The sequence below is a fragment of the Streptomyces sp. MMS24-W38 genome (genome assembly GCF_059889265.1).
Window position 1 is genome coordinate 2886501 of sequence record NZ_JCBCPP010000001.1, and the last position, 21547, is coordinate 2908047.

21 protein-coding genes are annotated in these 21547 nt (G+C 71.4%); 8 read left to right on the top strand and 13 right to left on the bottom strand.

All coding sequences use genetic code 11. From position 1 onward, the window contains the following. Positions 1-20: 20 nt before the first annotated feature. Positions 21-839, top strand: a complete 819-nt coding sequence (locus AC6F7H_RS11855) for an SURF1 family protein (protein WP_500756937.1) — start codon at positions 21-23, stop codon at positions 837-839. 58 nt (positions 840-897) lie between these two features. On the opposite strand, the gene AC6F7H_RS11860 is transcribed toward AC6F7H_RS11855, so the two are convergent. From AC6F7H_RS11860 to AC6F7H_RS11900, 9 genes are all read right to left on the bottom strand, one after another. Beyond that, complete coding sequence (locus AC6F7H_RS11860; protein ID WP_500756938.1) at positions 898-2211, bottom strand: hypothetical protein; 1314 nt, start codon at positions 2209-2211, stop codon at positions 898-900. A gap of 242 nt (positions 2212-2453) precedes the next feature. Next, a complete protein-coding gene (locus AC6F7H_RS11865) occupies positions 2454-3104 on the bottom strand; it encodes a SigE family RNA polymerase sigma factor (RefSeq protein ID WP_500761773.1) in 651 nt (216 codons plus the stop codon). Between the two features lie 416 nt (positions 3105-3520). After that, a complete protein-coding gene (locus AC6F7H_RS11870) occupies positions 3521-4576 on the bottom strand; it encodes an aspartate-semialdehyde dehydrogenase (RefSeq protein ID WP_500756939.1) in 1056 nt (351 codons plus the stop codon). After that, positions 4576-5853 carry an aspartate kinase gene (locus AC6F7H_RS11875; RefSeq protein ID WP_500756940.1) on the bottom strand — a complete coding sequence of 426 codons (1278 nt, stop codon included), beginning with the start codon at positions 5851-5853 and terminating at the stop codon, positions 4576-4578. The genes AC6F7H_RS11870 and AC6F7H_RS11875 overlap by 1 nt, the downstream gene beginning before the upstream one ends. Before the next feature lie 227 nt (positions 5854-6080). Continuing rightward, positions 6081-6413: a helix-turn-helix domain-containing protein gene (locus tag AC6F7H_RS11880; protein WP_500756941.1), complete on the bottom strand. Its 333-nt coding sequence runs from the start codon at positions 6411-6413 to the stop codon at positions 6081-6083. Then, positions 6413-6796 carry a type II toxin-antitoxin system RelE/ParE family toxin gene (locus tag AC6F7H_RS11885; protein WP_500756942.1) on the bottom strand — a complete coding sequence of 128 codons (384 nt, stop codon included), beginning with the start codon at positions 6794-6796 and terminating at the stop codon, positions 6413-6415. The genes AC6F7H_RS11880 and AC6F7H_RS11885 overlap by 1 nt, the downstream gene beginning before the upstream one ends. 103 nt (positions 6797-6899) lie before the next feature. Further along, positions 6900-7559, bottom strand: a complete 660-nt coding sequence (locus AC6F7H_RS11890; RefSeq protein ID WP_500756943.1) for a DUF5063 domain-containing protein — start codon at positions 7557-7559, stop codon at positions 6900-6902. Then, positions 7552-8151 carry a recombination mediator RecR gene (gene recR, locus AC6F7H_RS11895; RefSeq protein WP_500756944.1) on the bottom strand — a complete coding sequence of 200 codons (600 nt, stop codon included), beginning with the start codon at positions 8149-8151 and terminating at the stop codon, positions 7552-7554. The genes AC6F7H_RS11890 and recR overlap by 8 nt, the downstream gene beginning before the upstream one ends. Before the next feature lie 59 nt (positions 8152-8210). Continuing rightward, positions 8211-8552: a YbaB/EbfC family nucleoid-associated protein gene (locus AC6F7H_RS11900; RefSeq protein WP_109377194.1), complete on the bottom strand. Its 342-nt coding sequence runs from the start codon at positions 8550-8552 to the stop codon at positions 8211-8213. A gap of 279 nt (positions 8553-8831) precedes the next feature. Here AC6F7H_RS11900 and AC6F7H_RS11905 point away from each other — a divergent pair, with 279 nt between their 5' ends. Next, entirely contained in the window at positions 8832-9578 is a 747-nt protein-coding gene (locus tag AC6F7H_RS11905) for an SLATT domain-containing protein (protein WP_500756945.1), read from the top strand. A gap of 89 nt (positions 9579-9667) precedes the next feature. Here AC6F7H_RS11905 and AC6F7H_RS11910 read toward each other — a convergent pair whose 3' ends face one another. Beyond that, positions 9668-11674, bottom strand: coding sequence for a serine/threonine-protein kinase (locus AC6F7H_RS11910; protein WP_500756946.1), 2007 nt, complete (start codon positions 11672-11674; stop codon positions 9668-9670). A gap of 301 nt (positions 11675-11975) precedes the next feature. On the opposite strand from AC6F7H_RS11910, the gene AC6F7H_RS11915 reads away from it, so the two are divergent. From AC6F7H_RS11915 to AC6F7H_RS11925, 3 genes are all read left to right on the top strand, one after another. After that, on the top strand, positions 11976-13331 hold the full coding sequence (locus tag AC6F7H_RS11915) for an aspartate aminotransferase family protein (RefSeq protein ID WP_500756947.1): 1356 nt from the start codon (positions 11976-11978) through the stop codon (positions 13329-13331). A 139-nt stretch (positions 13332-13470) separates the two neighbouring features. Next, the gene (locus AC6F7H_RS11920; RefSeq protein ID WP_500756948.1) at positions 13471-14187 is read left to right on the top strand and encodes a GntR family transcriptional regulator; all 717 of its coding nucleotides are present in this window, start codon (positions 13471-13473) and stop codon (positions 14185-14187) included. 159 nt (positions 14188-14346) lie between these two features. After that, positions 14347-14997 carry a putative DNA-mimic protein gene (locus AC6F7H_RS11925; RefSeq protein ID WP_500756949.1) on the top strand — a complete coding sequence of 217 codons (651 nt, stop codon included), beginning with the start codon at positions 14347-14349 and terminating at the stop codon, positions 14995-14997. A gap of 112 nt (positions 14998-15109) precedes the next feature. Here AC6F7H_RS11925 and AC6F7H_RS11930 read toward each other — a convergent pair whose 3' ends face one another. Next, entirely contained in the window at positions 15110-16393 is a 1284-nt protein-coding gene (locus AC6F7H_RS11930; RefSeq protein WP_500756950.1) for an adenylosuccinate synthase, read from the bottom strand. 185 nt (positions 16394-16578) lie between these two features. Here AC6F7H_RS11930 and AC6F7H_RS11935 point away from each other — a divergent pair, with 185 nt between their 5' ends. Further along, positions 16579-17436 carry a diacylglycerol kinase family protein gene (locus tag AC6F7H_RS11935; protein ID WP_500756951.1) on the top strand — a complete coding sequence of 286 codons (858 nt, stop codon included), beginning with the start codon at positions 16579-16581 and terminating at the stop codon, positions 17434-17436. A 9-nt stretch (positions 17437-17445) separates the two neighbouring features. On the opposite strand, the gene AC6F7H_RS11940 is transcribed toward AC6F7H_RS11935, so the two are convergent. Both AC6F7H_RS11940 and AC6F7H_RS11945 read right to left on the bottom strand, forming a co-directional pair. Further along, complete coding sequence (locus AC6F7H_RS11940) at positions 17446-18036, bottom strand: Uma2 family endonuclease (RefSeq protein ID WP_500756952.1); 591 nt, start codon at positions 18034-18036, stop codon at positions 17446-17448. A gap of 79 nt (positions 18037-18115) precedes the next feature. After that, positions 18116-18619, bottom strand: a complete 504-nt coding sequence (locus tag AC6F7H_RS11945; protein WP_500756953.1) for a GbsR/MarR family transcriptional regulator — start codon at positions 18617-18619, stop codon at positions 18116-18118. Positions 18620-18722: 103 nt separating this feature from the next. On the opposite strand from AC6F7H_RS11945, the gene AC6F7H_RS11950 reads away from it, so the two are divergent. Together AC6F7H_RS11950 and AC6F7H_RS11955 are read left to right on the top strand one after the other, a co-directional pair. Beyond that, positions 18723-19688, top strand: a complete 966-nt coding sequence (locus AC6F7H_RS11950; RefSeq protein WP_500756954.1) for an ABC transporter ATP-binding protein — start codon at positions 18723-18725, stop codon at positions 19686-19688. After that, positions 19685-21346 carry an ABC transporter permease gene (locus tag AC6F7H_RS11955; protein WP_500756955.1) on the top strand — a complete coding sequence of 554 codons (1662 nt, stop codon included), beginning with the start codon at positions 19685-19687 and terminating at the stop codon, positions 21344-21346. Before AC6F7H_RS11950 ends, AC6F7H_RS11955 begins: the two co-directional genes overlap by 4 nt. The last annotated feature ends 201 nt before the right edge of the window (positions 21347-21547 follow it).

A 21547-nucleotide genomic window follows, 5' to 3' on the forward strand; every position in this document is an offset into this window, starting at 1 on the left:
CGGCCCCGTACCGTGGGAGCGTGTACCGGTTTCTGCTGACGCCCCGATGGTGGGGGATCAACGTCTTCGTGCTGCTCGCCATCCCCTTCTGCATCTTCATGGGTTCCTGGCAGCTGAGCCGCTTCGAGGACCGCGTCGACAACCACCGCGGCGCCGAGGAACAGGCCGCCTCCGCCCAGCAGGAGGAGGCCCGGCCGCTGGACACACTCCTGCCGGTGACCAAGGCGACCTCCGGCAAGCAGGCCACCACGAGCGGCCGCTACGAGGAACAGCTCCTCGTGCCCGACCGGGACCTCGACGGCGAACCCGGCCACTACGTCCTGACCCTGCTGCACACCGACAACGGCAAGGTGCTGCCCGTCGTCCGCGGCTGGCTGCCCGGCGAGCCCGACCCGGCCGGGGCGCCCGCGCCGCCGGACGGCGAGGTCACCGTCACCGGGGCGCTCCAGGCGTCCGAGACCCCCGGCAGCCACGGCGTCAGCAGCCGCAGCGGCCTGCCGGAGGGGCAGACCGCCGCGATCAGCGCGGCGTCGTTGGTGAACCTGGTCCCCCACGACGTGTACGAAGCGTGGATCACCCTCAACGAGGGCGACTCGGGGATGCGGGCGGTGCCCGCGGTCGCGCCGGGCGGTACCGGGCTGGACCTCAAGGCGTTCCAGAACCTCGGCTACACCGCCGAGTGGTTCGCCTTCGTGGGCTTCGTCGTCTTCATGTGGTTCCGCCTGCTGCGCCGCGAGGTGGAGCTCGTCCGGGACGCGGAACTGGGCCTGGACCCGGAGGAGGGGCAGGAGCGCGAGCCGGAACCGGACGGAAAGCGGTCCAGCCCGTCCGGGGTGTGACCGGGACCGGGACCGGGACCTCCGTCCCGGTCGGCCCGTCGGCATCGGCTCGTCGGCGTCAGCTCGTCAGCGTCGGCAGCAGTCCCGTCCAGTAGACGGTGCCCGCGCAGGCGTTGGCCACGGTGACGGTCGCCGTGCCCCCCGTCGCCGCGGTGTACGTCACGGTCACACTTCCCTCGGCCGGGCCGTCCGCCTTGAGGAGCTGGACCGCCGTTCCGATGTCGTCGCCCGTGAACGTGTCGCTGTTGGTCGTGGGGTCTTCCTGCGAGGGGCTCGGGTCGGGTGCGGGCTCCTCGGTGCCGCCCCCCGTCTCGCCCCCCGTCTCGCCTCCGGTTCCGCCTCCGGTTCCGCCGTCCGTGGGACAGGTCTCGGAAGGCACCCAGGCGAACTTCACGTCGTACGTCTCACCCGGCTTGAGCACCAGCGGCGCGGACTCCAGGGACGGGTTGGGCAGGCCGGCCGCCGCGTCCCCCGCCACATGCCTGGCCGAGCCCACCTCGGCGGGGTCGGCCGCACCCAGCGGAGTCACGCTCACGCTTCCGGGCCCGCCGACGGTACAGCTCGCCGTGGACACGTTGCCGACCCGGAAGGAGCCGTAGACCGCGCCGGTCGAGTCGGGGGCGACGCTGCTCGCGACGGCCGGTCCGAGCTGCGCGGCCGTGCAGGCGGTCACCCCGGCCGCCGCGCTCGACGAGGGGCCCGCCTTCTCGGGCTCGCCCGTGCTCGAGCCGGGCACCGAGGTCTTCTCCTTGCCCTTCTTGCCCTTCTTGCCCTTGCCGTCCTTGTCGGTCTCCTCGACCCGGTCCGAGGCACCGCCCGCGGTGGTCTCGCCGCCGCCGGTCTTCTTGCCCTCGCCGGTGCTGCCCTCCGTCTCCGAGGCGTGGCCGATGGCGAACGGGTTGGCGTCCGAACCAGCGACGTTCGAGACGTGCACGAGGGCCGGGACGGCCGTGCCGAGGAAGAGGGCCGCGGCCGCCGCGCCGACGAGGATCTGCCGCTTGCGCGCCCGGCGAGCGGGGACAGCGCGCTGCAGGTATTCCAGCGAGCCCTCGCGCGGCTCCATCTCGCCCACCGAGCGGTGCAGCAGGCTCCGTACGTCCAGCTCGTCCAGCTCGGCCAGCTCGACCGACTCGACCGACTGGTCCGACTCTGCCGACTGGTCCGACTCTGCGAGCTCGACCGGCTGGTCCGAGTCCGTCAGCCGGTCCGACTCGGCGGGCTCGACCGACTGGTCCGACTCTGCCGGTCGGTCCGACTCGACCGGCTGGTCCGGCTGGTCCGAGTCCGTCAGCCGGTCCGGGCCGGTCTGCTCATCGGGGTCGAGCCGCTCCGCGCCCTGGTCGGGCCCCTGGTCGTCCAGGCCGTCGTTCACAGTTCCGTTCCCAGCGTGCGATTGCTTCGACTGCTGCCCGGTCGGGGACACCAACCCACGCAGTACGCGCAGGCCGTCACCGTCGGACGGACCCGGGCCGTCGGCCCCGGACACACGTTCGTCGGGCTCACGTTCCTCAGCCTCGGCCGCACTCTCCTCGACCACGTGCTCCCCAGCCGCGCGCTTCTCGGGCCCATCCTCCTCCGGCCCGCGCTCCTCGCCGCTCATATCCCTGTCGCCGCTCATACCGGCGCCTCCATGGCCACTCGCAGCGCCGCGATCCCGCGCGAGCCGTACGCCTTCACCGAGCCCAGCGAGATGCCGAGCGTCGCCGCCACCTGCGCCTCGGTCATGTCCGCGAAGTACCGCAGCACCAGCACCTCGCGCTGGCGGCGCTGCAGCCCTTTCATCGCCTTGATGAGGGAGTCGCGCTCCAGCTGGTCGTAGGCGCCTTCCTCCGCGCTCGCCATGTCGGGCATGGGCTTGGAGAGCAGCTTCAGGCCGAGGATGCGGCGGCGCAGCGCGGAACGGGAGAGGTTGACGACCGTCTGACGCAGATACGCCAGGGTCTTCTCCGGGTCCCGGACGCGTTTACGGGCGGAGTGGACGCGGATGAACGCCTCCTGGACGACGTCCTCGCAGGAGGCGGTGTCGTCGAGGAGCAGCGCCGCGAGACCCAGCAGCGAGCGGTAGTGCGCGCGGTAGGTCTCGGTGAGATGGTCGACGGTCGTGCCGGCCGCCACGATGTCGTCGGCACCGCCGTCACGCTGACTCGGTATGCGGGCGGGCCGCGCTGTCGGCATCGGCGCGATCACCGGCATGCCACCGGACGCACCGGCCTTGCGGGGTCGGAGAGCCGGGCGGAGCGGGCGTAGAGCCGTGCCACGCGGCATTGCGAAGTCGAGTACCTCAGCCACGCCAGTTGGACACGCTTCTCCCCATGAGGGTTGTACGTGCCGCGCGTCACGTTTTCCGCGCCCGGCGCCGGCCGGCCGCCGTCCGTGCCGGACAGCATCCTCGACAGCACACCGAATACCCTCATGCGTCTGCTCTTCCCCTATGTCTCATATGAACGGACGTCCCCACGTCCGATTCCGGACGTCCCCACGTCCGGAAAGACCACCGCGTCCCCACGCGCCCAACAACAGGGGTGACCGCAAAGACGCTTCCCGCCCCACGCTCGGTTGCGTGGGGCGGGAAATTAAATCTTCGACTGCCGACCGGACAGGATCAAGGGATCTGAGCCGTCCTGGCCGGATCGCATGGCACACGAAGATCCTACAAACCCATCTCCGTGACCAAGGGTTATTTACGCCTCGGCCACCACCAGTTCGGCTGTCTGCGCGCTGTTGAGCGCGGCGCCCTTGCGCAAGTTGTCACCGCAGACGAAGAGTTCGAGCGCCGTCGGGTCGTCAAGCGCCCGCCGTACCCGTCCCACCCACGTCGGATCGGTGCCGACGACGTCGGCGGGCGTGGGGAACTCGCCCGCGGCGGGGTTGTCGTACAGCACGACGCCGGGTGCCGTGGCGAGGATCTCGCGGGCCGCGTCGACGGTGACCTCGTCCTCGAAGCGGGCGTGCACGGTGAGCGAGTGCGTGGTGATCACCGGCACCCGTACGCAGGTCACGGCGACCGGGAGCCGCGCCAGGCCGAGGATCTTGCGGGACTCGTCGCGGATCTTCATCTCCTCCGAGGACCAGCCGTCCTCGCGCAGCGACCCGGCCCACGGCACGACGTTCAGCGCGACCGGCTCCGCGAAGGGGCCCGTGTTGTCCCCCACCGCCCGCCGTACGTCACCGGGGCCGGTCCCCAGTTCCGTACCCGCGACCAGGGACAGTTGCTCCCGCAGGGTGCGCACGCCCTCGTGTCCGGCGCCGCTGACCGCCTGGTACGAGGAGACGACCAGCTCGCGCAGCCCGAACTCGGCGTGCAGCGCGCCCACCGCGACGATCATCGACAGGGTGGTGCAGTTCGGGTTGGCGACGATCCCGCGCGGGCGCATCCGCGCGGCGTGCGAGTTGACCTCGGGGACGACGAGCGGCACCTGAGGGTCCATCCGGAAGGCGCCGGAGTTGTCGACCACCACCGCACCCCGTGCGACGGCGACGGGCGCCCACCGCTCGGCGACCTCGTCGGGGACGTCGAACAGCGCGACGTCGATCCCGTCGAAGGCCTCCTCGGTGAGCGCCACGACCTCGACCTGCTCACCGCGCACGGCCAGTTTGCGGCCGGCCGAGCGCGGGGAGGCGATCAGTCGGATCTCGCCCCAGATGTCCGCCCGCTGGGACAGGATCTGGAGCATGACCGTGCCGACGGCCCCGGTCGCTCCCACGACCGCGAGTGCCGGCCGTCCGGACCGCCCCATCAGCGGCCGGTGCCCCCGTAGACGACGGCCTCGTCGCTGTCGGAGTCCAGCCCGAAGGCGGTGTGCACGGCGCGGACGGCACCGTCCACGTCGTCCTTGCGGGTGACGACCGAGATACGGATCTCGGAGGTCGAGATCAGCTCGATGTTCACGCCCGCGTCGGACAGGGCGGTGAAGAAGTCGGCGGTGACCCCGGGGTTGGTCTTCATGCCGGCGCCGACCAGCGAGATCTTGCCGATCTGGTCGTCGTAGCGCAGGGACTCGAAGCCGATGGCGCCCTTGTTCTTCTCCAGGGCGTCGATGGCCTTGCGGCCCTCGGTCTTCGGCAGCGTGAACGAGATGTCCGTCAGGCCCGTGGAGGCCGCCGACACGTTCTGCACGACCATGTCGATGTTGATCTCGGCGTCGGCGATCGTACGGAAGATCAAGGCCGCCTCGCCCGGCTTGTCCGGCACACCGACGACCGTGACCTTGGCCTCGGAGGTGTCGTGCGCGACACCGGAGATGAGCGCCTGCTCCACCTTCTTGTCCCCTCGCTGAATCGGCTCGCTGCTGACCCACGTGCCCGGCAGTCCACTGAAGGACGAGCGGACGTGGATCGGGATGTTGTACCGGCGGGCGTACTCCACACAGCGGTGGAGCAGCACCTTCGACCCGGAGGCCGCCAGTTCGAGCATGTCGCCGGTCGAGATCCAGTCGATCTTCCGGGCCTTCGGCACCACGCGCGGGTCGGCGGTGAACACGCCGTCGACGTCGGTGTAGATCTCGCACACCTCGGCGTCGAGGGCGGCCGCCAGGGCCACCGCGGTGGTGTCGGAGCCGCCGCGGCCGAGTGTGGTGATGTTCTTGCCCTGCTGGCTGACGCCCTGGAAACCGGCGACGATGGCGATGTTGCCCTCGTCCACCGAGGCACGGATCCGGCCGGGTGTGACGTCGATGATGCGGGCTTTGTTGTGGACCGAGTCGGTGATGACACCCGCCTGGCTGCCGGTGAAGCTCTGGGCGTTGTGGCCCAGGTTTTTGATCGCCATGGCCAGCAGGGCCATGGAGATCCGCTCTCCCGCGGTCAGCAGCATGTCGAGCTCGCGCCCGGCAGGCATCGGGGAAACCTGCTCGGCGAGATCGATCAACTCGTCCGTCGTGTCGCCCATCGCGGAAACCACGACGACCACCTGGTGGCCGTTCTGCTTGGCTTCCACGACCCTCTTTGCGACGCGCTTGATGCCTTCGGCATCGCCTACGGAGGAGCCTCCGTACTTCTGCACGACAAGGCCCACGTGCGCTCCTCGCTCAGTCCGTCGTTGTCCCACGTTTTGCGCACATGTGTGCACACCGTGGTCGGCTCATTCTATCGAGCACCCGAAAAACGCCTCGTCGATACCGCATCGTGAGATTTCCGGGCGCCCCTGCAGGAGGGCTCATGCCCAGCCCGAAGCCGACCACTCGGAAAAGCGACCTGCGTCACACCTTCACGGTCGCCCCGCACCAGCGGCCGGCGTCCCGGTCAGGCCACATCCGCCGCTCGGCTGCGGTACTCGATCGTCACCGTGATCCTGGCCCCGAGTGCCTCCGCGTACGCACGCATGGACTCCAGGTTGTGGATCTCTCCCCGCTCGATCTGGGAGACCCTGGCCTGGGAGATTCCCACCGACGCGGCCACCTGTGCCTGCGTCAGCCCTTGCTCCTCGCGGATCTCACGCAGGTGGTGACCCACCACGTAGGCCTCGGTCGCCGTACGTGCGGCCTGCTTGCGAGCCTCCCGTTCAACGTCGGACACTTCGGGCTGGTTCTCCCGGATCCGGCGCTTGGCATCCATCCAGCTGCTGTACCGGCTCATCAGGCCTTCCCGTCCCTTTCTGCCTTGTCCGCGGCGGCCAAGTACTCGTCATAGCGGGCCTCGGCAAGAGGGATCGATTCGCGGTACCAATCCTGCCGGCGGCCGGATTGGTCTCCTGCTACGAGGAGGATCGCCTCCCGTTCGGGATCGAGCACGAACAGGACCCGGACCTCGGTACTTCCCGAACTGCCCGGCCGCAGCTCTTTGAGGTTGTGGACACGGCAGCCGAAAAGCCGGTCGACGAGCGGGCGCTCCAGCGCGGGCCCGTTGTCCGCGAGCACGTCGATTGCCGCCTCGACAAGGTCCGCTGACACCGGATCCTCCTCCGTCAGCTTGAGCGGCCACGACTCCACCGAGGGATGGAGGTTGATCTCCCAGTTCATGCTTCGCATCCGAGCATAGAACCCGGGCCGACATAAGGGAATCTTTATATCCCCAGCTGAACGAGTGAAACTGCTTGTTTGAGGCGGTGCGCGGCACGCGCCGTCACGTGACCGGGCGCATGCCCAGGGGGGTGCCTATTTCCTCCGCCATGACCTTGCCCGCCTCGAATTCGAGGGTGTCGTCGCCCATGCTCTGGTCGGTGTCGAGGCCGTCGAGGGCGGCCAGGGGCTGGTTGAGGCGGACGTGGGCGACGACGGACTGGAGGGCGCGCAGGGTCGCCGACGCGGTGGGACCCCAGTTGGAGAAGTAGGAGAACTGCCACCACCACAGCGCTTCCGTGGTGCGGCCGGCCCGGTAGTGGACCATGCCGTGGCGGAGGTCGGTGATGACGTCGGTGAGGTCGTCGGAGATCCGGGCCGGGACGGGCGCCGTGCGGGGCTCGTAGGGGTCGAAGACCTCGGAGTAGACGTCGACCGGCTCCAGCAGCCGGGCGAGGTTCTCGCGGAGTTCGTCCACGTCGGCCTCCGGGCCCCCGTCGGGCTCGTACCGTTCCTCGGGGACGATGTCCTCGTGTGCGCCCAGCCGACCGCCGGCCAGCATGAGCTGGGAGACCTCCAGCAGGAGGAAGGGGACCGTCGAGTCGGGCTCGTCGCCCTTGGCGACCTCCGTGACGGCGACCAGGAAGCTCTCGATCTGATCCGCGATCTGTACCGAGAAGTCGTCCGGGTTCCGGTTGGTCGCGTGCAGCGTGGCATCAGACATCTAGGAGTCGTCTCCCCTCGAAGGCGCGCCCGAGGGTGACCTCGTCCGCGTACTCCAGGTCGCCGCCCACCGGGAGGCCGCTGGCGAGGCGGGTGACCTTCAGGCCCATGGGCTTGATCATGCGGGCGAGGTACGTGGCCGTGGCCTCGCCCTCCAGATTCGGGTCCGTGGCCAGGATCAGCTCGGTGACCGTGCCGTCGGCCAGCCGGGTCAGCAGTTCCCGGATGCGCAGATCGTCGGGGCCCACCCCGTCGATCGGGCTGATCGCGCCGCCCAGGACGTGGTAGCGGCCCCGGAACTCGCGGGTGCGCTCGATGGCCACGACGTCCTTGGGTTCCTCCACGACACAGATGACCGCGCGGTCGCGGCGGGTGTCACGGCAGATGTTGCAGAACTCCTCCTGCGCCACATTGCCGCAGGTCGCGCAGAAACGGACCTTCGCCTTCACTTCCATCAGGGCGTGGGCGAGACGCCGTACGTCCGTCGGCTCCGCCTGGAGGATGTGGAAGGCGATCCGCTGGGCGCTCTTCGGACCGACGCCGGGCAACCGCCCGAGTTCGTCGATGAGATCCTGCACCACGCCTTCGTACAACGGACTGCCGTCCTTCCTGGGTTTTCTTCAGTACGTACCGTAGAGGCCCGCGCCCCGTCCTAGAAGGGCAGACCGGGAATGCCGCCACCGCCCAGGCCCTGGGCCAGCGGGCCGAGCTTCTGCTGCTGGAGGGTCTGAGCGTTCTCGTTGGCCGCCTGGACGGCCGCGACGATCAGGTCCGCGAGGGTCTCGGTGTCCTCGGGGTCCACCGCCTTCGGGTCGATCTTCAGCGCCCGGAGCTCGCCACCGCCGGTGACGGTCGCCGTCACCAGGCCGCCGCCCGCCTTGCCGTCGACCTCCGTCTGCGCGAGTTCCTCCTGCGCCTTGGCCAGGTCCTGCTGCATCTTCTGGGCCTGCTGGAGCAACTGCTGCATGTTGGGCTGGCCACCACCGGGGATCACGATTCAGCTCCTTGGTCGGTCCGTCCGTACGGGATTTTCCCGTTCGGCACGAGCCTACGTGGTCCGGGCGGCCGTCGCCCCAGCACTCTTTCGAGTGAGTCCCGGTCGGGCCCTCCACCTGATCACGGCCCTCTTTCGGGCGGAAGAGGAGCCGAACCCCCGACGTCCCGACCCGTTGGGCGATAGGAAGGGCCGGGCACGTCCGCGCCAACCGTCGAGCAGACGTCGCGCAGACGTCGAGCAGGAGTCGGTAGGGGTCAGGTCAGTAGGGAGTACGGGGTGGGTCAGCCGGAGATGCAGCCCGAGGGCCGTCCGCAGGACGGCCCCGGCGAGGGGGCGACCGGGCTGCGGCCGGGCGATCTGGCCGGGCGGGTGTTTCCGCTCGGGGACTGGGGCGAGCCCGCACTCCGGCTGGACGAGCTGTACCGGTGGGTGGAGCGGGGGGCGTTGGACACCGCCGCCTGGTATCTCGCGGACCGGGTGCGGAAGCGGCGCTGCGCGCGGGCCCTGCGCGCCGGGACCGCGGCGGGGACGGTCACCGGGGCGGCGCTGCTGCTGCTGGATCTGACCCGGGTGGCCGTCGGGGCCACCCCCTGGGGGTACCTGGCGCTGCTGCTGGCGGTCGCGTGTGCGGTCGCCGACCGGTTCTTCGGGGTGACGTCCGGCTGGATGCGGGACGTGGCGACCGCACAGGCGGTGCAGCGGCGGCTCCAGGCGTTCCAGTTCGACTGGGCGTCGGAGTGCGTCCGCGAGGTGCTGGGCCCGGCCGAGGGCACCGCGAGTGAGGCGGCCGAGCGGTGCCTGTCGGTGCTGCGGCGGTTCTCGGAGGACGTGAGCGAGCTGGTGCGGGCCGAGACGGAGGACTGGGCGTCGGACTTCCGCGGCGGGATCGTGCCGCTGGGCGTCCGGAGGGCCGCGGCGGGCACGGGCCGCCCCGATGCGACCGCGCCGTACGGCCGCTTCCCCGCCCCTCCGGGCGCGGCCCGCCCTAACATGCCCCGGCAGCGCCCGCCGGAGCCCAGGTAGTCGGGACGGCGGGGTGGCGGGGTTCGCAGACCGAGGTCCGCCGGACGACGCTCAACGGCTTTCGGCGAGAGCGGAGTCGGCCGGGTGCCTCAGTCCCGGGTGTAGACGAGCTGCTCGCCGTTGCTGGTGTTCACGCGCTGGAGGGAACCGTCGGGGCGAAGGGTGATCTCGGTGGCGGACCCCGGGGTGCAGGCGCTGCGCGGCTGGCCGACCGTCACGCTGGACGGGCCGATCCGCAGCCGGTCGCCGGAGTCCGGGGCGTCGGAGAGGCCGGCCTCGAACACGCAGTGGTAGGTGCCGTCGCCGGTGGGCCCGTCGGCGACGAGGGACATGACCGTGTCCCCCACCTCCCCCTGCTGGATGGTCAGCGTGCGGGTGTGCAGGCCGCTCGCGTTGTCGATGGTCGTGGACCAGCTGCCCAGGTAGCCGGTCGGGATCACCCCGTCCGTCGGCGCGGGGGTGCCGGACCGGGCCGGGTCGCCCGTGCCTCCCGTACCACCTGCACCGCCTGATCCGTCCGGCCCGGTCGAGGCCTCGCCGTCGGCAGTCGGGTCGGTGCCCTGGGACGTGCCGTCGGTCGCCGTGGCCGTGGGATCGCCGCCGGCGCTGTCGCCGCCGTCGCCGCTGCTCATGAGCGCGTACACCGTGCCGCCGGCGGCGATCGCGACGACCAGCGCGATGACGACGAGCAGCGCGGTGGAACGGTCGCCCCGCGGTGTCCGCGCCGGGCCGTACGGGGGCGGGCTCGAGCCGAGGGGTGGCGGGCCGTAGGGCGGGGTGGAGCCGGCGGCCCCGTAGGCGTTGTACGGGTAGCCGTAGCCGGGGGGCTGGGCGTGCGGCTGGGGATGGCCGTATGCGGCGGGAACCTGCCCGGCCGCCGGGTTGCCCGGGGTGGGGCCCGGGGTCGGTGTGGCGCTCCGGCCGGCGACCAGGGTGGGCAGGTGGTTCACCGGCGCACCGTCACCGGGGGTGCCCGGCGCGGGCGGGGGCTCCGGTGGGGCGGAGCCGTCGGGGGCGGGGGCGTGTTCGGGGGTGGCGGCGGGCGCGGAACCGTCCGGTCCGGGGAGTGCGGGCGGCGTGGGCGGTGCGGGTTGCCCGGCGGCCCCTGTCGTACCCCCCGCCCCCGCCGCCGCTGCCGGGGGCGCCTCCGGGTCCTCGGCGTCCAGCAGCCGCACGGCGTGCCGGCCGAGCTGGGCGACCAGGGCGCCCGGCAGCCAGGGATCGCGGGAACGGCCGTCGACGACGGTGTCCTCGGCGCCGGTGCGTTCCAGGATCCGGTCGAGCGTGGGCCGCTGGGCGGGGTCCTTCTTCAGGCAGTCCCTCACCAGGTCGGCGAGGCCCTCGGGGACCCGGCCGAGGTCGGGTTCCTCCTGGGCGATGCGGAACATCAGGGCGTGCACCCCGCTGCTGGCGGTGCCGAAGGGAAGCTCGCCGGTGGCCGCGTAGGCGAGCACCGCGCCGAGGCAGAAGACGTCGCAGGCGGAGGTGACGCGGTCGCCGCGCACCTGCTCCGGCGCCATGAACCCGGGCGAGCCGACGAGCGCGCCGGTGCGGGTGAGTCCGCCGTCGGTCACGGTCTCCATCGCCCGCGCGATCCCGAAGTCGATGACGCGCGGCCCGTCGATGGTGACGAGCACGTTGGACGGCTTGAGGTCGCGGTGCACGATGCCGGCGGCGTGGATGTCCTTCAGCGCGTGCGCGAGACCGGCGGCGAGAATGCGTACCGAGCGCTCGGGCAGCGCGCCGTGGTCCTGCCCGACCACCTGCTGGAGACTGGGCCCCGCGACGTACCCGGTGGCGACCCACGGCACCGGGGCCTCGGTGTCCGCGTCCAGCACCGGCGCGGTCCAGGCGCCGCCGACCTGCCGTGCGGCCCGCACCTCCTGGCGGAAACGGGCCCGGAACTCCTCCTGCCGGGCCAGCTCCTCACGGACCAGCTTGACGGCGACGGTGCGTCCCCGGTCGGAACGGGCCAGGTAGACGTGCCCCATCCCGCCGGCCCCGAGCCGCGCGAGCAGCCGGTACGCGCCGATCCTCCCCGGGTTCCTGTCGCCCGGCGCCCCCGGCACGCCGTCTCCCGGCCCGTGCATCTCCATCGTCGCGCCGCCTTCCCCCCCACAGTGAGCAACAGCCCGAGAATAGACCGGGCTTGGGCCGGGGTGACCAGGGCTTCGTCCACGGTTCCGTAACGGGTGGGCCGAGTCCGTCGAGCACGGTGGACAGGCGTTCAACGAATGGACCGCCTGTCCGAACTCCGCCTCACCGAATGCCTTCACCGGTCGTCGGCGACGGGCTTCCCCATCGCCGACGGCGGTCGACACTCTGTCGCGGAAAGCGACGGACCGCAGACAGGCCGCCGATGTCGGGCGGCCGGTGCCACGGCTTACCCTCGGCGCCATGATTCCTCAGCCGAACCCCGAGGTCGGGGCCGCCGTGAAGGCCGCCGACCGTGCGCACGTCTTCCACTCCTGGTCCGCGCAGGAGCTCATCGACCCGCTCGCCGTCGCCGGGGCGGAGGGGTCGTACTTCTGGGACTACGACGGCCGGCGCTACCTCGACTTCACCAGCGGGCTCGTCTTCACGAACATCGGCTACCAGCACCCGAAGGTCGTCGCCGCGATCCAGGAGCAGGCCGCGCGGATGACGACGTTCGCGCCCGCGTTCGCCGTCGAGGCGCGGTCGGAGGCGGCGCGGCTGATCGCCGAGCGGACGCCGGGGGACCTCGACAAGATCTTCTTCACCAACGGGGGCGCGGACGCCGTCGAGCACGCCGTACGCATGGCGCGGCTGCACACCGGGCGGCCCAAGGTGCTCTCCGCGTACCGCTCGTACCACGGCGGCACCCAGCAGGCCGTGAACCTCACCGGTGACCCTCGCCGCTGGGCCTCCGACAGCGGCACGGCCGGGGTCGTGCACTTCTGGGCGCCCTTCCTGTACCGCTCCCGCTTCTACGCCGAGACCGAGGAGCAGGAGTGCGCGCGGGCGCTCGAGCACCTGGAGGCGACGATCACCTTCGAGGGGCCGTCGACGATCGCGGCGATCGTCCTGGAGACCGTTCCGGGCACGGCGGGGATCATGCCGCCGCCGCCCGGCTACCTCGCCGGGGTCCGCGAGTTGTGCGACACGTACGGCATCGTCTTCGTCCTGGACGAGGTCATGGCCGGGTTCGGCCGGACCGGCACGTGGTTCGCGGCGGACCTGTACGACGTCGTGCCGGACCTGATGACCTTCGCGAAGGGCGTGAACTCCGGATATGTGCCGCTCGGCGGCGTCGCGATCTCCGGGGCGATCGCCGACACGTTCGGGAAGCGGCCGTACCCGGGCGGGCTGACGTACTCCGGGCATCCGCTGGCCTGCGCCGCGGCCGTCGCGACGATCGGCGTCATGGCCGAGGAGGGCGTCGTCGAGAACGCGGCGCGGCTCGGCACGTCGGTGGTCGGGCCCGCGCTGCACGAACTCGCGGAACGGCACCCCAGCGTGGGCGAGGTCCGCGGGGTCGGCATGTTCTGGGCACTGGAACTGGTGCGGAACCGGGAGACCCGGGAGCCGCTGGTGCCGTACAACGCGACCGGCGAGGCGAACGCCCCCATGGCCGCCTTCGCGGCGGCCGCGAAGGCGGGCGGGCTGTGGCCCTTCGTGAACATGAACCGCACCCATGTGGTGCCGCCGTGCAACACGACCGAGGCCGAGCTGAAGGAGGGCCTGGCGGCACTGGACTCGGCCCTGTCGGTGGCGGACGAGTACGTGGAGTGACCTGGCGCCCCGTGCCCGCCGGGGGTTGTCGGCCCCGGCGGGCACTCGAACAGGCTCGGGAAGGGTGAACGCGTAAGGTGGCGGCACCGTGGACAGATGTGTGCACGTCATTCGAACGCGATGAGGGGGACGCCCGACCATGCCCGGCACCAGCGGCAACGGCGCGGTGACCCGCAGCACGCTGCGGCAGCAGATCGCCGACGCGCTCCGTGACGAGGTGCTGGCCGGGCGGCTCCAGCCGGGGCAGGAGTTCACCGTCAAGGAGATCGCCGACCAGTACGGGGTGTCCGCGACCCCGGTGCGGGAGGCACTGGTCGATCTGTCGGCGCAGGGACTGCTCGACGCCGACCAGCACCGGGGGTTCCGGGTGCACGAGTACTCCGTCGACGACTTCCGCGGCATGATCGAGGCCCGCGGCCTGGTGGTCGACGGGATGTTCCACGCCCTGACCGACCCCGAGGGACGCCTGGCCTCCCTGCGGCCCGAGGAGCCCCGGGTCGCCGCCGCGCTCGCCGGGGTCCGGCGGCGCGGCGAGGAGGCGCAGCGGTCGGCCCTCGCCGGGGACCTCACCGTTCTGATCGGCTACGACCTGCGCTTCTGGCGCGAGCTCGGGGCCCTGTTCGGCAATTCCTACCTCACCGCCTTCCTGCACCGGCTCCGGGTGCAGACCTGGGTGTGCGCGGTGCAGCATCTGCGTCGGCTGCCCGATCTCCGGGGACGGCTGTGGTCCGAGCACACCGATCTGGTCGATTCCCTGTCGCGCCGTGACACCGGTTCCGCTCGCGCGATCATCGACTCGTACAACGCCCACTCCCTGAGCCTCATCGAGCGGCTCCCCCCGGACCGACCGGACTGACCGCGGGGCCCCGGGCACGGGGTTCCGGGGCGCGGCGCCCGCGTCGCCCGTGTTCGTACGGGTAGGGGCCTGCACGAGGGGAGCCGCCCCCGCCCCGCGCCGATACCCTTCTCTGACGACCTACGTGTCTTCGACCCACGTGCTGTGCGAGGAGCCCTCTTGGCCTGTGATCTGTGGCTGGTACCGCTCGTCGACGTGTTGTGCCACACGCCCGACAATCCGTTCGCCGAGGAGATCGCGCAGTACGACAAGGTGCTCGCCGAGGCCGGGCTGCCGCCGGTGCCGGTGTACCAGTACATGCCGGGACTGTCCGGCGAGGTCGCCCCGGTCGCGGGCTTCGACTACGACGCGCTGCACTTCCTGCGGCGCACGTACCTGCTCCAGGTGTGCGGGCTGCCGGTCACGCCGGTGGGCGAACTGGGCGGTGACTACGAGCAGTTGCTGGAGATGTTCGAGGCGACGGCCCAGCAGTCGCACCTGGTCTGGCACTACGACCACGCCGGGGCGTACGTCCCCGTGGACTTCCCGACCCCGCTCTCCAGCGACGGACTCCTCGCCGGCGGCGGCCCGCTGGGCTCCTCCCACGCACTGCTGCGGGAACTGGAAATCGTCGCCCCGGCCCTCGGCATCGACCCCGCGAACCCCCCGGCCGCGCCGGAGCCCCCGCAGGGGCCGACCGAGCTGGAGGAACCCGCCGTCCCGCCCCCGTACGACCCCAGCCCCTTCGCCCGCGAACGCCACGTCTGGCTCGGCCTGCACGCGGCGGCGACCCGAAGCCTGGCCCAGGGCTCGATGATCGTCTTCAGCTGACCCCCCGGGCGGGTACGGGCTCGCTCCGAACGCCACGAACGCCCCGGAGACGAGAACGTCCCGGCGACCCTGGACGGGTCACCGGGACGTCGGGGTGCGGCAGGGCCGGGCCCTACAGGAACGAGTTGATCTCGATCGTCTCGTCGCGGCCCGGGCCCACGCCGATCGCGGAGATCGGGGCGCCGGACATCTCCTCCAGGGCCTTGACGTAGGCCTGGGCGTTCTTCGGCAGGTCGGAGAAGGACTTCGCCCCGGTGATGTCCTCGGACCAGCCGGGGAGCATCTCGTAGACCGGCTTCGCGTGGTGGAAGTCCGACTGGGAGTAGGGGAGCTCCTCGACGCGCCTGCCGTCGATCTCGTAGGCCACGCAGACCGGGATCTGCTCCCAGCCGGTGAGGACGTCGAGCTTGGTGAGGAAGAAGTCGGTCAGGCCGTTCACCCGGGTCGCGTAGCGGGCGATGACCGCGTCGAACCAACCGCAGCGGCGGTCGCGGCCGGTGGTGACGCCCCGCTCGCCGCCAATGGTGCGCAGCGCCTCGCCGTCCTCGTCGAACAGCTCGGTCGGGAAGGGGCCGGCGCCGACGCGGGTCGTGTACGCCTTGAGGATGCCGATGACCCGGCTGATCTTCGTCGGGCCCACACCGGCGCCCGTGCAGGCGCCGCCCGCGGTCGGGTTGGACGAGGTGACGAAGGGGTACGTGCCGTGGTCGATGTCGAGCAGGGTGCCCTGACCGCCCTCGAAGAGGACCACCTTGTCCTGCTCCAGGGCCTCGTTGAGGACCAGGACGGTGTCGGCGACGTAGGGCGCCAGCTTCTCCGCGTAGTCCAGCAGCTCCCCGACCACCTGGTCCACGGCGATCGCGCGCCGGTTGTAGAGCTTGGTGAGCATCTGGTTCTTGACGTCGAGCGCCGCCTCCACCTTCTGGGTGAGGATCGACTCGTCGTACAGGTCCTGGACCCGGATGCCGACGCGGTTGATCTTGTCGGCGTAGGTCGGGCCGATGCCGCGACCGGTCGTCCCGATCTTGCGCTTGCCGAGGAAGCGCTCCGTCACCTTGTCGACGGTCACGTTGTACGGCGTGATGATGTGCGCGTTGCCGCTGATCAGGAGCTTGGACGTGTCGACGCCTCGATCGTTCAGCCCACTCAGCTCGGAGAGCAGGACGGAGGGGTCGACGACGACGCCGTTGCCGATGACCGGCGTGCAGCCGGGGGACAGGATTCCGGAAGGGAGCAGGTGGAGGGCGTACTTCTGGTCACCCACGACCACCGTGTGGCCTGCGTTGTTGCCGCCTTGGTAGCGGACCACGTAGTCGACGGAACCTCCGAGCAGGTCCGTCGCCTTTCCCTTGCCTTCGTCACCCCACTGAGCACCGAGCAGCACAAGTGCGGGCACGCGCGTACACCCCTTCCGGGCGGGGCATGTCCAGGGTCAGGGGCGTACGCGGTGGATCTCCGCCGCGTGCACCGCGACCACCGTTGGCCGCCAACCGTCGGACCGGGTGCCCCGGAATAGACGAAGCCCCTGCGCAAAAGTGCAAAGGGGCTCTTGCACAAAGATGCTACCCGAGGAAGCGAGGCATGGCCGAGGTGGCGACTTCCCCGACGTCCGATCAGCTCCTGGTGGTCATCGATCCGGTCGCCCGCCGCAGGGACGGCGAGTCCGTGCGCATCGCGAAAGACGTGCTCAGTGGGGGTGCGAGCACGAAGGTCTGCCTGCCGGACGGGCCGGAGGAGTTCGCTCGCGCGCTGGCCCGGCTGGGTTCCCGGCGGCCGGTGGTGATCGGCGACGACCGGGCCCTGACGCGGGCGGTGGGGGTGCTGCACCGGCAGCGCGAGCTGACCGGCTGCGCGCTGTCCCTGGTGCCGGTCGGCGGCGCGCTGTCCCTCGCCCGGTCGCTGGGGGTGCCCACGGGGACGGTGGCGGCGGCACGGGCCGTGCTGGACGGCGCCGAGCGGCGGATGGACCTGCTGGTGGACGACAGCGACGGCGTGGTGCTCGGCGCGGTGCGGATCCCGCCGGTCGGGGGTGTGACGCCGGCACGGGAGACGGTCGGCGGGGTGGGTCGTCCCTGGCTGCAGACGTGCCGGTCCCTGGTACGGACCCTGGTGCCGGCCCGGCCGCCCGAGATCGCTCCCGTCACCGAGGCGCATCCCTCCCGGCTGCGGGTGGAGGTCGACGGAGAGACACTGGTCGACCTGCATCAGCCGGTGGAGGCCGTGTCGGTCGTCCCGGGCACCTCCGGGGCGGCCAGGGTCGAAGTGCGTCCGGCGTCGGTGGGCGCGGAGGCGTCCCCGCTGCTGGCGGAGGGGCGGGCGGTCACGGTGTCGGGCGCGCACTTCCGGTACCGGGCGGACGCGGTGGTGTCGGGGCCGGTACGGACCCGGACGTGGGTGGTGCTGGAGGGAGCCCTGGGGCTGACTCTGCCGAAGAGCTGACCGGCCGGCTCAGGGGGCGCTGAAGCCGGTCGTGTCCAGCAGGCAGTCGAACGGCTGGGGAATCGGCAGCTTCTCGCCGAACGGCTTGGAGCAGCGAGCCTCGTAGCCCTTGGCGGAGGGCATCGAGAAGACCGTGGCCTGTTCCTCCTGCATGTCGAGGAGCAGGTAGACGGGGACACCCGCCCTTCCGTACGCCTCGACCTTGTCGGTCAGGTCGTCGTCCCGGGTGGAGGAGGAGGTCAACTCGGCGACGAAGGAGAGGGCTTCGCCATCCAGACGGTTACCGGTCGTCTCGAAGGCACGTTCGGACGCGGCATGGATATCCGGTCCGTACGCGCACTCGTCCCCCGGAAAGACATACAGGAACGGGCCGCAACCGATGGAATGCCCTACGGGAAGATGCGGCTCCAGCTGTTTGCACACCAGGTGCATCACGCGGTGGTAGTAGCCCTTCGACCACGGCGACACGACGATGTTCCCCCTGATGATCTCGGCCTTGAAGCCGTCGCGCAGGTGCAGCTCGTCGAGAAGGTCCAACAGTTCCTCGAAGTTGCCGGACTCGGTGCCGCTTATCATCGGTCGCTCTGCCATGACTGTCATGATGCGCCCTCCCTTTGATGCGGACCAGCCACCACTCGGCGTGGCCGATCATTCACAGGAGCGTGACCGGCTTCCACGCCTATGCCCCACCCCGCCCGAAGCGCTCCTCACGCTGCACGCGCCAGCGCGCCATCATCCCCTCGACCTCCTTCTCCACGAACTCGAAGAAGGCCAGGGTCTCCGCCAGTCGGCGGCCCGCCGGGGTGTCGGGCCCCAGGCCGGTGACGCCCTCACGCAGGGCGTCCTCCCAGCGCCGGATGACGGCCTCGCGGTTGGTGAGGGCCTCGTACCACTGGTCGCCGCGCACGCGGTACCGCTCCCGGCGCGAGCCGGGCTCGCGCTCGCGGGAGACCATGTGCTGCTGCGCCAGGTAGCGCACCGCGCCGGAGACCGCGGCGGGCGAGATCCGCAGCCGCTCCCCCAGTTCGGCGGAGGTCATGACACCGGTGTCGGAGGAGAGCAGCGCGGCGAAGACCCGGGCGGGCATGCGCGGCAGTCCGGCCTCCACCAGCTGCGCCGCGAAGTGCTCGACGAACCGCGAGACGGCCTCCGGATCCCGGTCCGTCGCGCTCGACTCCGCCATGTCCCGATCATCTCCCCTGTTCAGACGCCGTTCGCCAGTCTAGCCGCCGTTCATACGGTTCCTTAACTTCACAAAATTCTGAAAGAAATGTACGTTCGTCGTCATGACGAAGGCCATCACCGTGTCCGGACTCCACAAGTCGTTCGGTCGCACGCGCGCACTCGACGGTCTCGACCTGGACGTCGAGTCCGGCGAGGTCCACGGCTTCCTGGGCCCGAACGGCTCCGGCAAGTCCACCACCATCCGCGTCCTGCTCGGTCTGCTGCGTGCCGACTCGGGCGCCGCCCAGGTGCTCGGCCGCGATCCGTGGGCGGACGCCGTGGAGCTGCACCGCCGCCTCGCCTATGTCCCCGGCGACGTCGAACTGTGGCCGGGCCTGACCGGCGGCGAGGCCATCGACCTGCTGGCGCGGCTGCGCGGCGGCCTGGACGGGAAGCGGCGCACCGAGCTCATCGAGCGCTTCGACCTGGACCCGACCAAGAAGGGCCGCGCCTACTCCAAGGGCAACCGGCAGAAGGTCGCCATCGTCGCCGCGCTCGCCTCCGACGCCGAGCTGCTGCTGCTCGACGAGCCGACCGCGGGACTGGACCCCCTCATGGAGGTCGTCTTCCAGGACGTCATCGGCGAGGCCAAGGCGGCGGGCAAGACCGTCCTGCTCTCCAGCCACATCCTGGCCCAGGTGGAGAAGCTCGCCGACCGGGTGAGCATCATCCGGCTGGGGCGCACCGTCCAGTCCGGCACCCTCGGCGAGCTGCGCCACCTGACCCGCACCACCATCGAGGCGGAGACCGAGCGACCCGCCACCGGCCTCGCCGAGCTGCCCGGCGTGCACGACCTGCGGACCCTCGACGAGGCCACCGGCCGGGTCCGTTTCGCCGTCGACGGCGGTCAGGTCGACGGAGCGGTCCGCAAGCTCACCGAGTTCGGCATCCGCAGTCTCATCAGCCATCCGCCGACCCTGGAGGAGCTGATGCTCCGCCACTACGGCAGTGAACTCGCCGCCAACGGGCACGACATCGGGCGCGCCGACGGACAGGCCGAACAGGGCACGAACGGAGATTCGCGATGACCACCGCGACTGCCGCCCCCGAGGCGCCGGCCCCCGCCGGACCGGTCGCGGGCGGCAACGCGCTGGCCGGGACCCGGACGCTGATCCGCTTCGCCCTGCGCCGGGACCGTGTCCGGCTCCCGGTGTGGATCCTGGCCCTGTTCCTCGGCACGCTCTCCACGGCGAACAGCTTCAAGACGCTGTACAGCAGCCCGGAGGACCGGGCGAACGCCGCCCGGAGCATGGACAGCCCGGCCGGCCTCGCCATGTCCGGCCCCCGCCACTACCTCGACGACCACGGCTTCGGCTCCATGCTGAGCCACCAGATGCTCGGCTTCATGGCCGTCCTGGTCGGCCTCATGAGCGTGCTGATCATCACCCGGCACACCCGCGCCGAGGAGGAGACCGGACGCGCCGAGCTGGTGCGCTCGACGGTGGTCGGCCGCCACGCCCATCTCGCCGCCGCCCTGTCCGTCGCGGTCCTGGCCAACCTCGCCCTGGCGCTGCTGCTGGCCTTCGGCCTGGCCGGCATGGGGCTCGGGGACGGCGGCACGGCGGGCTCGCTGCTCTACGGCTTCGCCCACGCCGCCGTCGGTCTCGTCTTCGCCGCCGTCGCCGCGGTCACCGTCCAGGTCACCGCGCACACGCGCGGCGCGTCCGGCATGGCGCTCGCGGTCATCGGCCTCGCCTACGTGCTGCGGGCCGCTGGCGACAGCGGCGAGAACGGCGCCCTGTCCTGGCTGTCCCCGATCGGCTGGGTACAGCGCAGCTACCCGTACGTCGACAACCGCTGGTGGCCGCTGCTGCTCTGCCTGGCGTTCGCGGTGGTGTGCGCGGCGGCGGGTTTCGTGCTCTCCACCCGCCGCGACGTGGGCGCGGGCCTGCGCCCGGAGAAGCTGGGCAGCCCCACGGCCTCCGACGCGCTCGCCACACCGGTCGGCCTCGCCCTGCGGCTGCACCGCGGCATGCTGATCGGCTTCGGCGCGGGCCTGTTCCTGATGGGCGCGATGTACGGATCGATCCTCGGGGACGTCGAGGAGATGCTGAAGGGCATCGACGAGATCCAGGAGGCCCTGGACCGCATCGGCGGGGCCGGCATCGCCGAGTCCTTCGCCTCCATGGTCATGGTCGTCCTCACTGTCGTGGCAGCGGTGTACGTCGTCATGGCGGCGCTGCGGCCCCGCTCCGAGGAGACGGCGGGCCGCGCCGAACCCCTCCTCGCCACCGGCCTCTCTCGCACCCGCTGGGTCGGCGGCCACCTGGCCGTGGCCATGGGCGGCGGTACGTTCGTGCTGCTGCTGGCCGGGCTCGGCTTCGGCCTCGCGGGTGCGGCCTCGACCGGTGACGGTTCGCTGCTCCCGAAGCTGGTGGGTGCGGCCCTCGCCTACGCGCCCGCCCTGTGGGTCACGGTCGGCGTGGCCGTGGTGCTCTTCGGCTGGTTCCCGCGGGCGAGCCAGGCGGCCTGGATCGTGCCGGTGTACGCCTTCGTGGTCGGCTACCTCGGCCAGATCCTCCGGTTCCCGGGCTGGACGAACAACCTCTCCCCGTTCGGTCATGTCCCCCGGCTCCCCGCCGCGGACATGGACTGGCTCCCCCTGCTCCTGCTGTCCCTGGTCGCCACCGGCCTGGTGTGGCTGGGCCTGGCGGGCTTCCGACGGCGGGACCTGGAGACGAAGTGACCGTGCCGCGGCCCCGCCCGGTGGGACGCGCCCCCGGCCTGCGCGGCGTGGGCCGGTGCAGGGGTGTTCCTCCGGAGGGGACAAGGGTTCTGAAGGTGGCGTCGCGGGTCGGGGCCGGCGGTGCTGCCCGGCGGGCGTGGAATCGAGTGACGGTGTATCGGGCCTTCTCAAGGGCGGTCGGCTGCTCGTACGGACGGTGTT

Coding starts and splice junctions, on each gene's coding strand:
- AC6F7H_RS11865 (WP_500761773.1), bottom strand. CDS start 3,104: ATGCCGCGTGGCACGGCTCTACGCCCGCTCCGCCCGGCTCTCCGACCC.
- AC6F7H_RS11870 (WP_500756939.1), bottom strand. CDS start 4,576: ATGGGGCGGTCCGGACGGCCGGCACTCGCGGTCGTGGGAGCGACCGGG.
- AC6F7H_RS11880 (WP_500756941.1), bottom strand. CDS start 6,413: ATGAGCCGGTACAGCAGCTGGATGGATGCCAAGCGCCGGATCCGGGAG.
- AC6F7H_RS11885 (WP_500756942.1), bottom strand. CDS start 6,796: ATGAACTGGGAGATCAACCTCCATCCCTCGGTGGAGTCGTGGCCGCTC.
- AC6F7H_RS11890 (WP_500756943.1), bottom strand. CDS start 7,559: ATGTCTGATGCCACGCTGCACGCGACCAACCGGAACCCGGACGACTTC.
- AC6F7H_RS11910 (WP_500756946.1), bottom strand. CDS start 11,674: ATGGAGATGCACGGGCCGGGAGACGGCGTGCCGGGGGCGCCGGGCGAC.
- AC6F7H_RS11915 (WP_500756947.1), top strand. CDS start 11,976: ATGATTCCTCAGCCGAACCCCGAGGTCGGGGCCGCCGTGAAGGCCGCC.
- AC6F7H_RS11920 (WP_500756948.1), top strand. CDS start 13,471: ATGCCCGGCACCAGCGGCAACGGCGCGGTGACCCGCAGCACGCTGCGG.
- AC6F7H_RS11935 (WP_500756951.1), top strand. CDS start 16,579: ATGGCCGAGGTGGCGACTTCCCCGACGTCCGATCAGCTCCTGGTGGTC.
- AC6F7H_RS11940 (WP_500756952.1), bottom strand. CDS start 18,036: ATGACAGTCATGGCAGAGCGACCGATGATAAGCGGCACCGAGTCCGGC.
- AC6F7H_RS11945 (WP_500756953.1), bottom strand. CDS start 18,619: ATGGCGGAGTCGAGCGCGACGGACCGGGATCCGGAGGCCGTCTCGCGG.
- AC6F7H_RS11950 (WP_500756954.1), top strand. CDS start 18,723: ATGACGAAGGCCATCACCGTGTCCGGACTCCACAAGTCGTTCGGTCGC.
- AC6F7H_RS11955 (WP_500756955.1), top strand. CDS start 19,685: ATGACCACCGCGACTGCCGCCCCCGAGGCGCCGGCCCCCGCCGGACCG.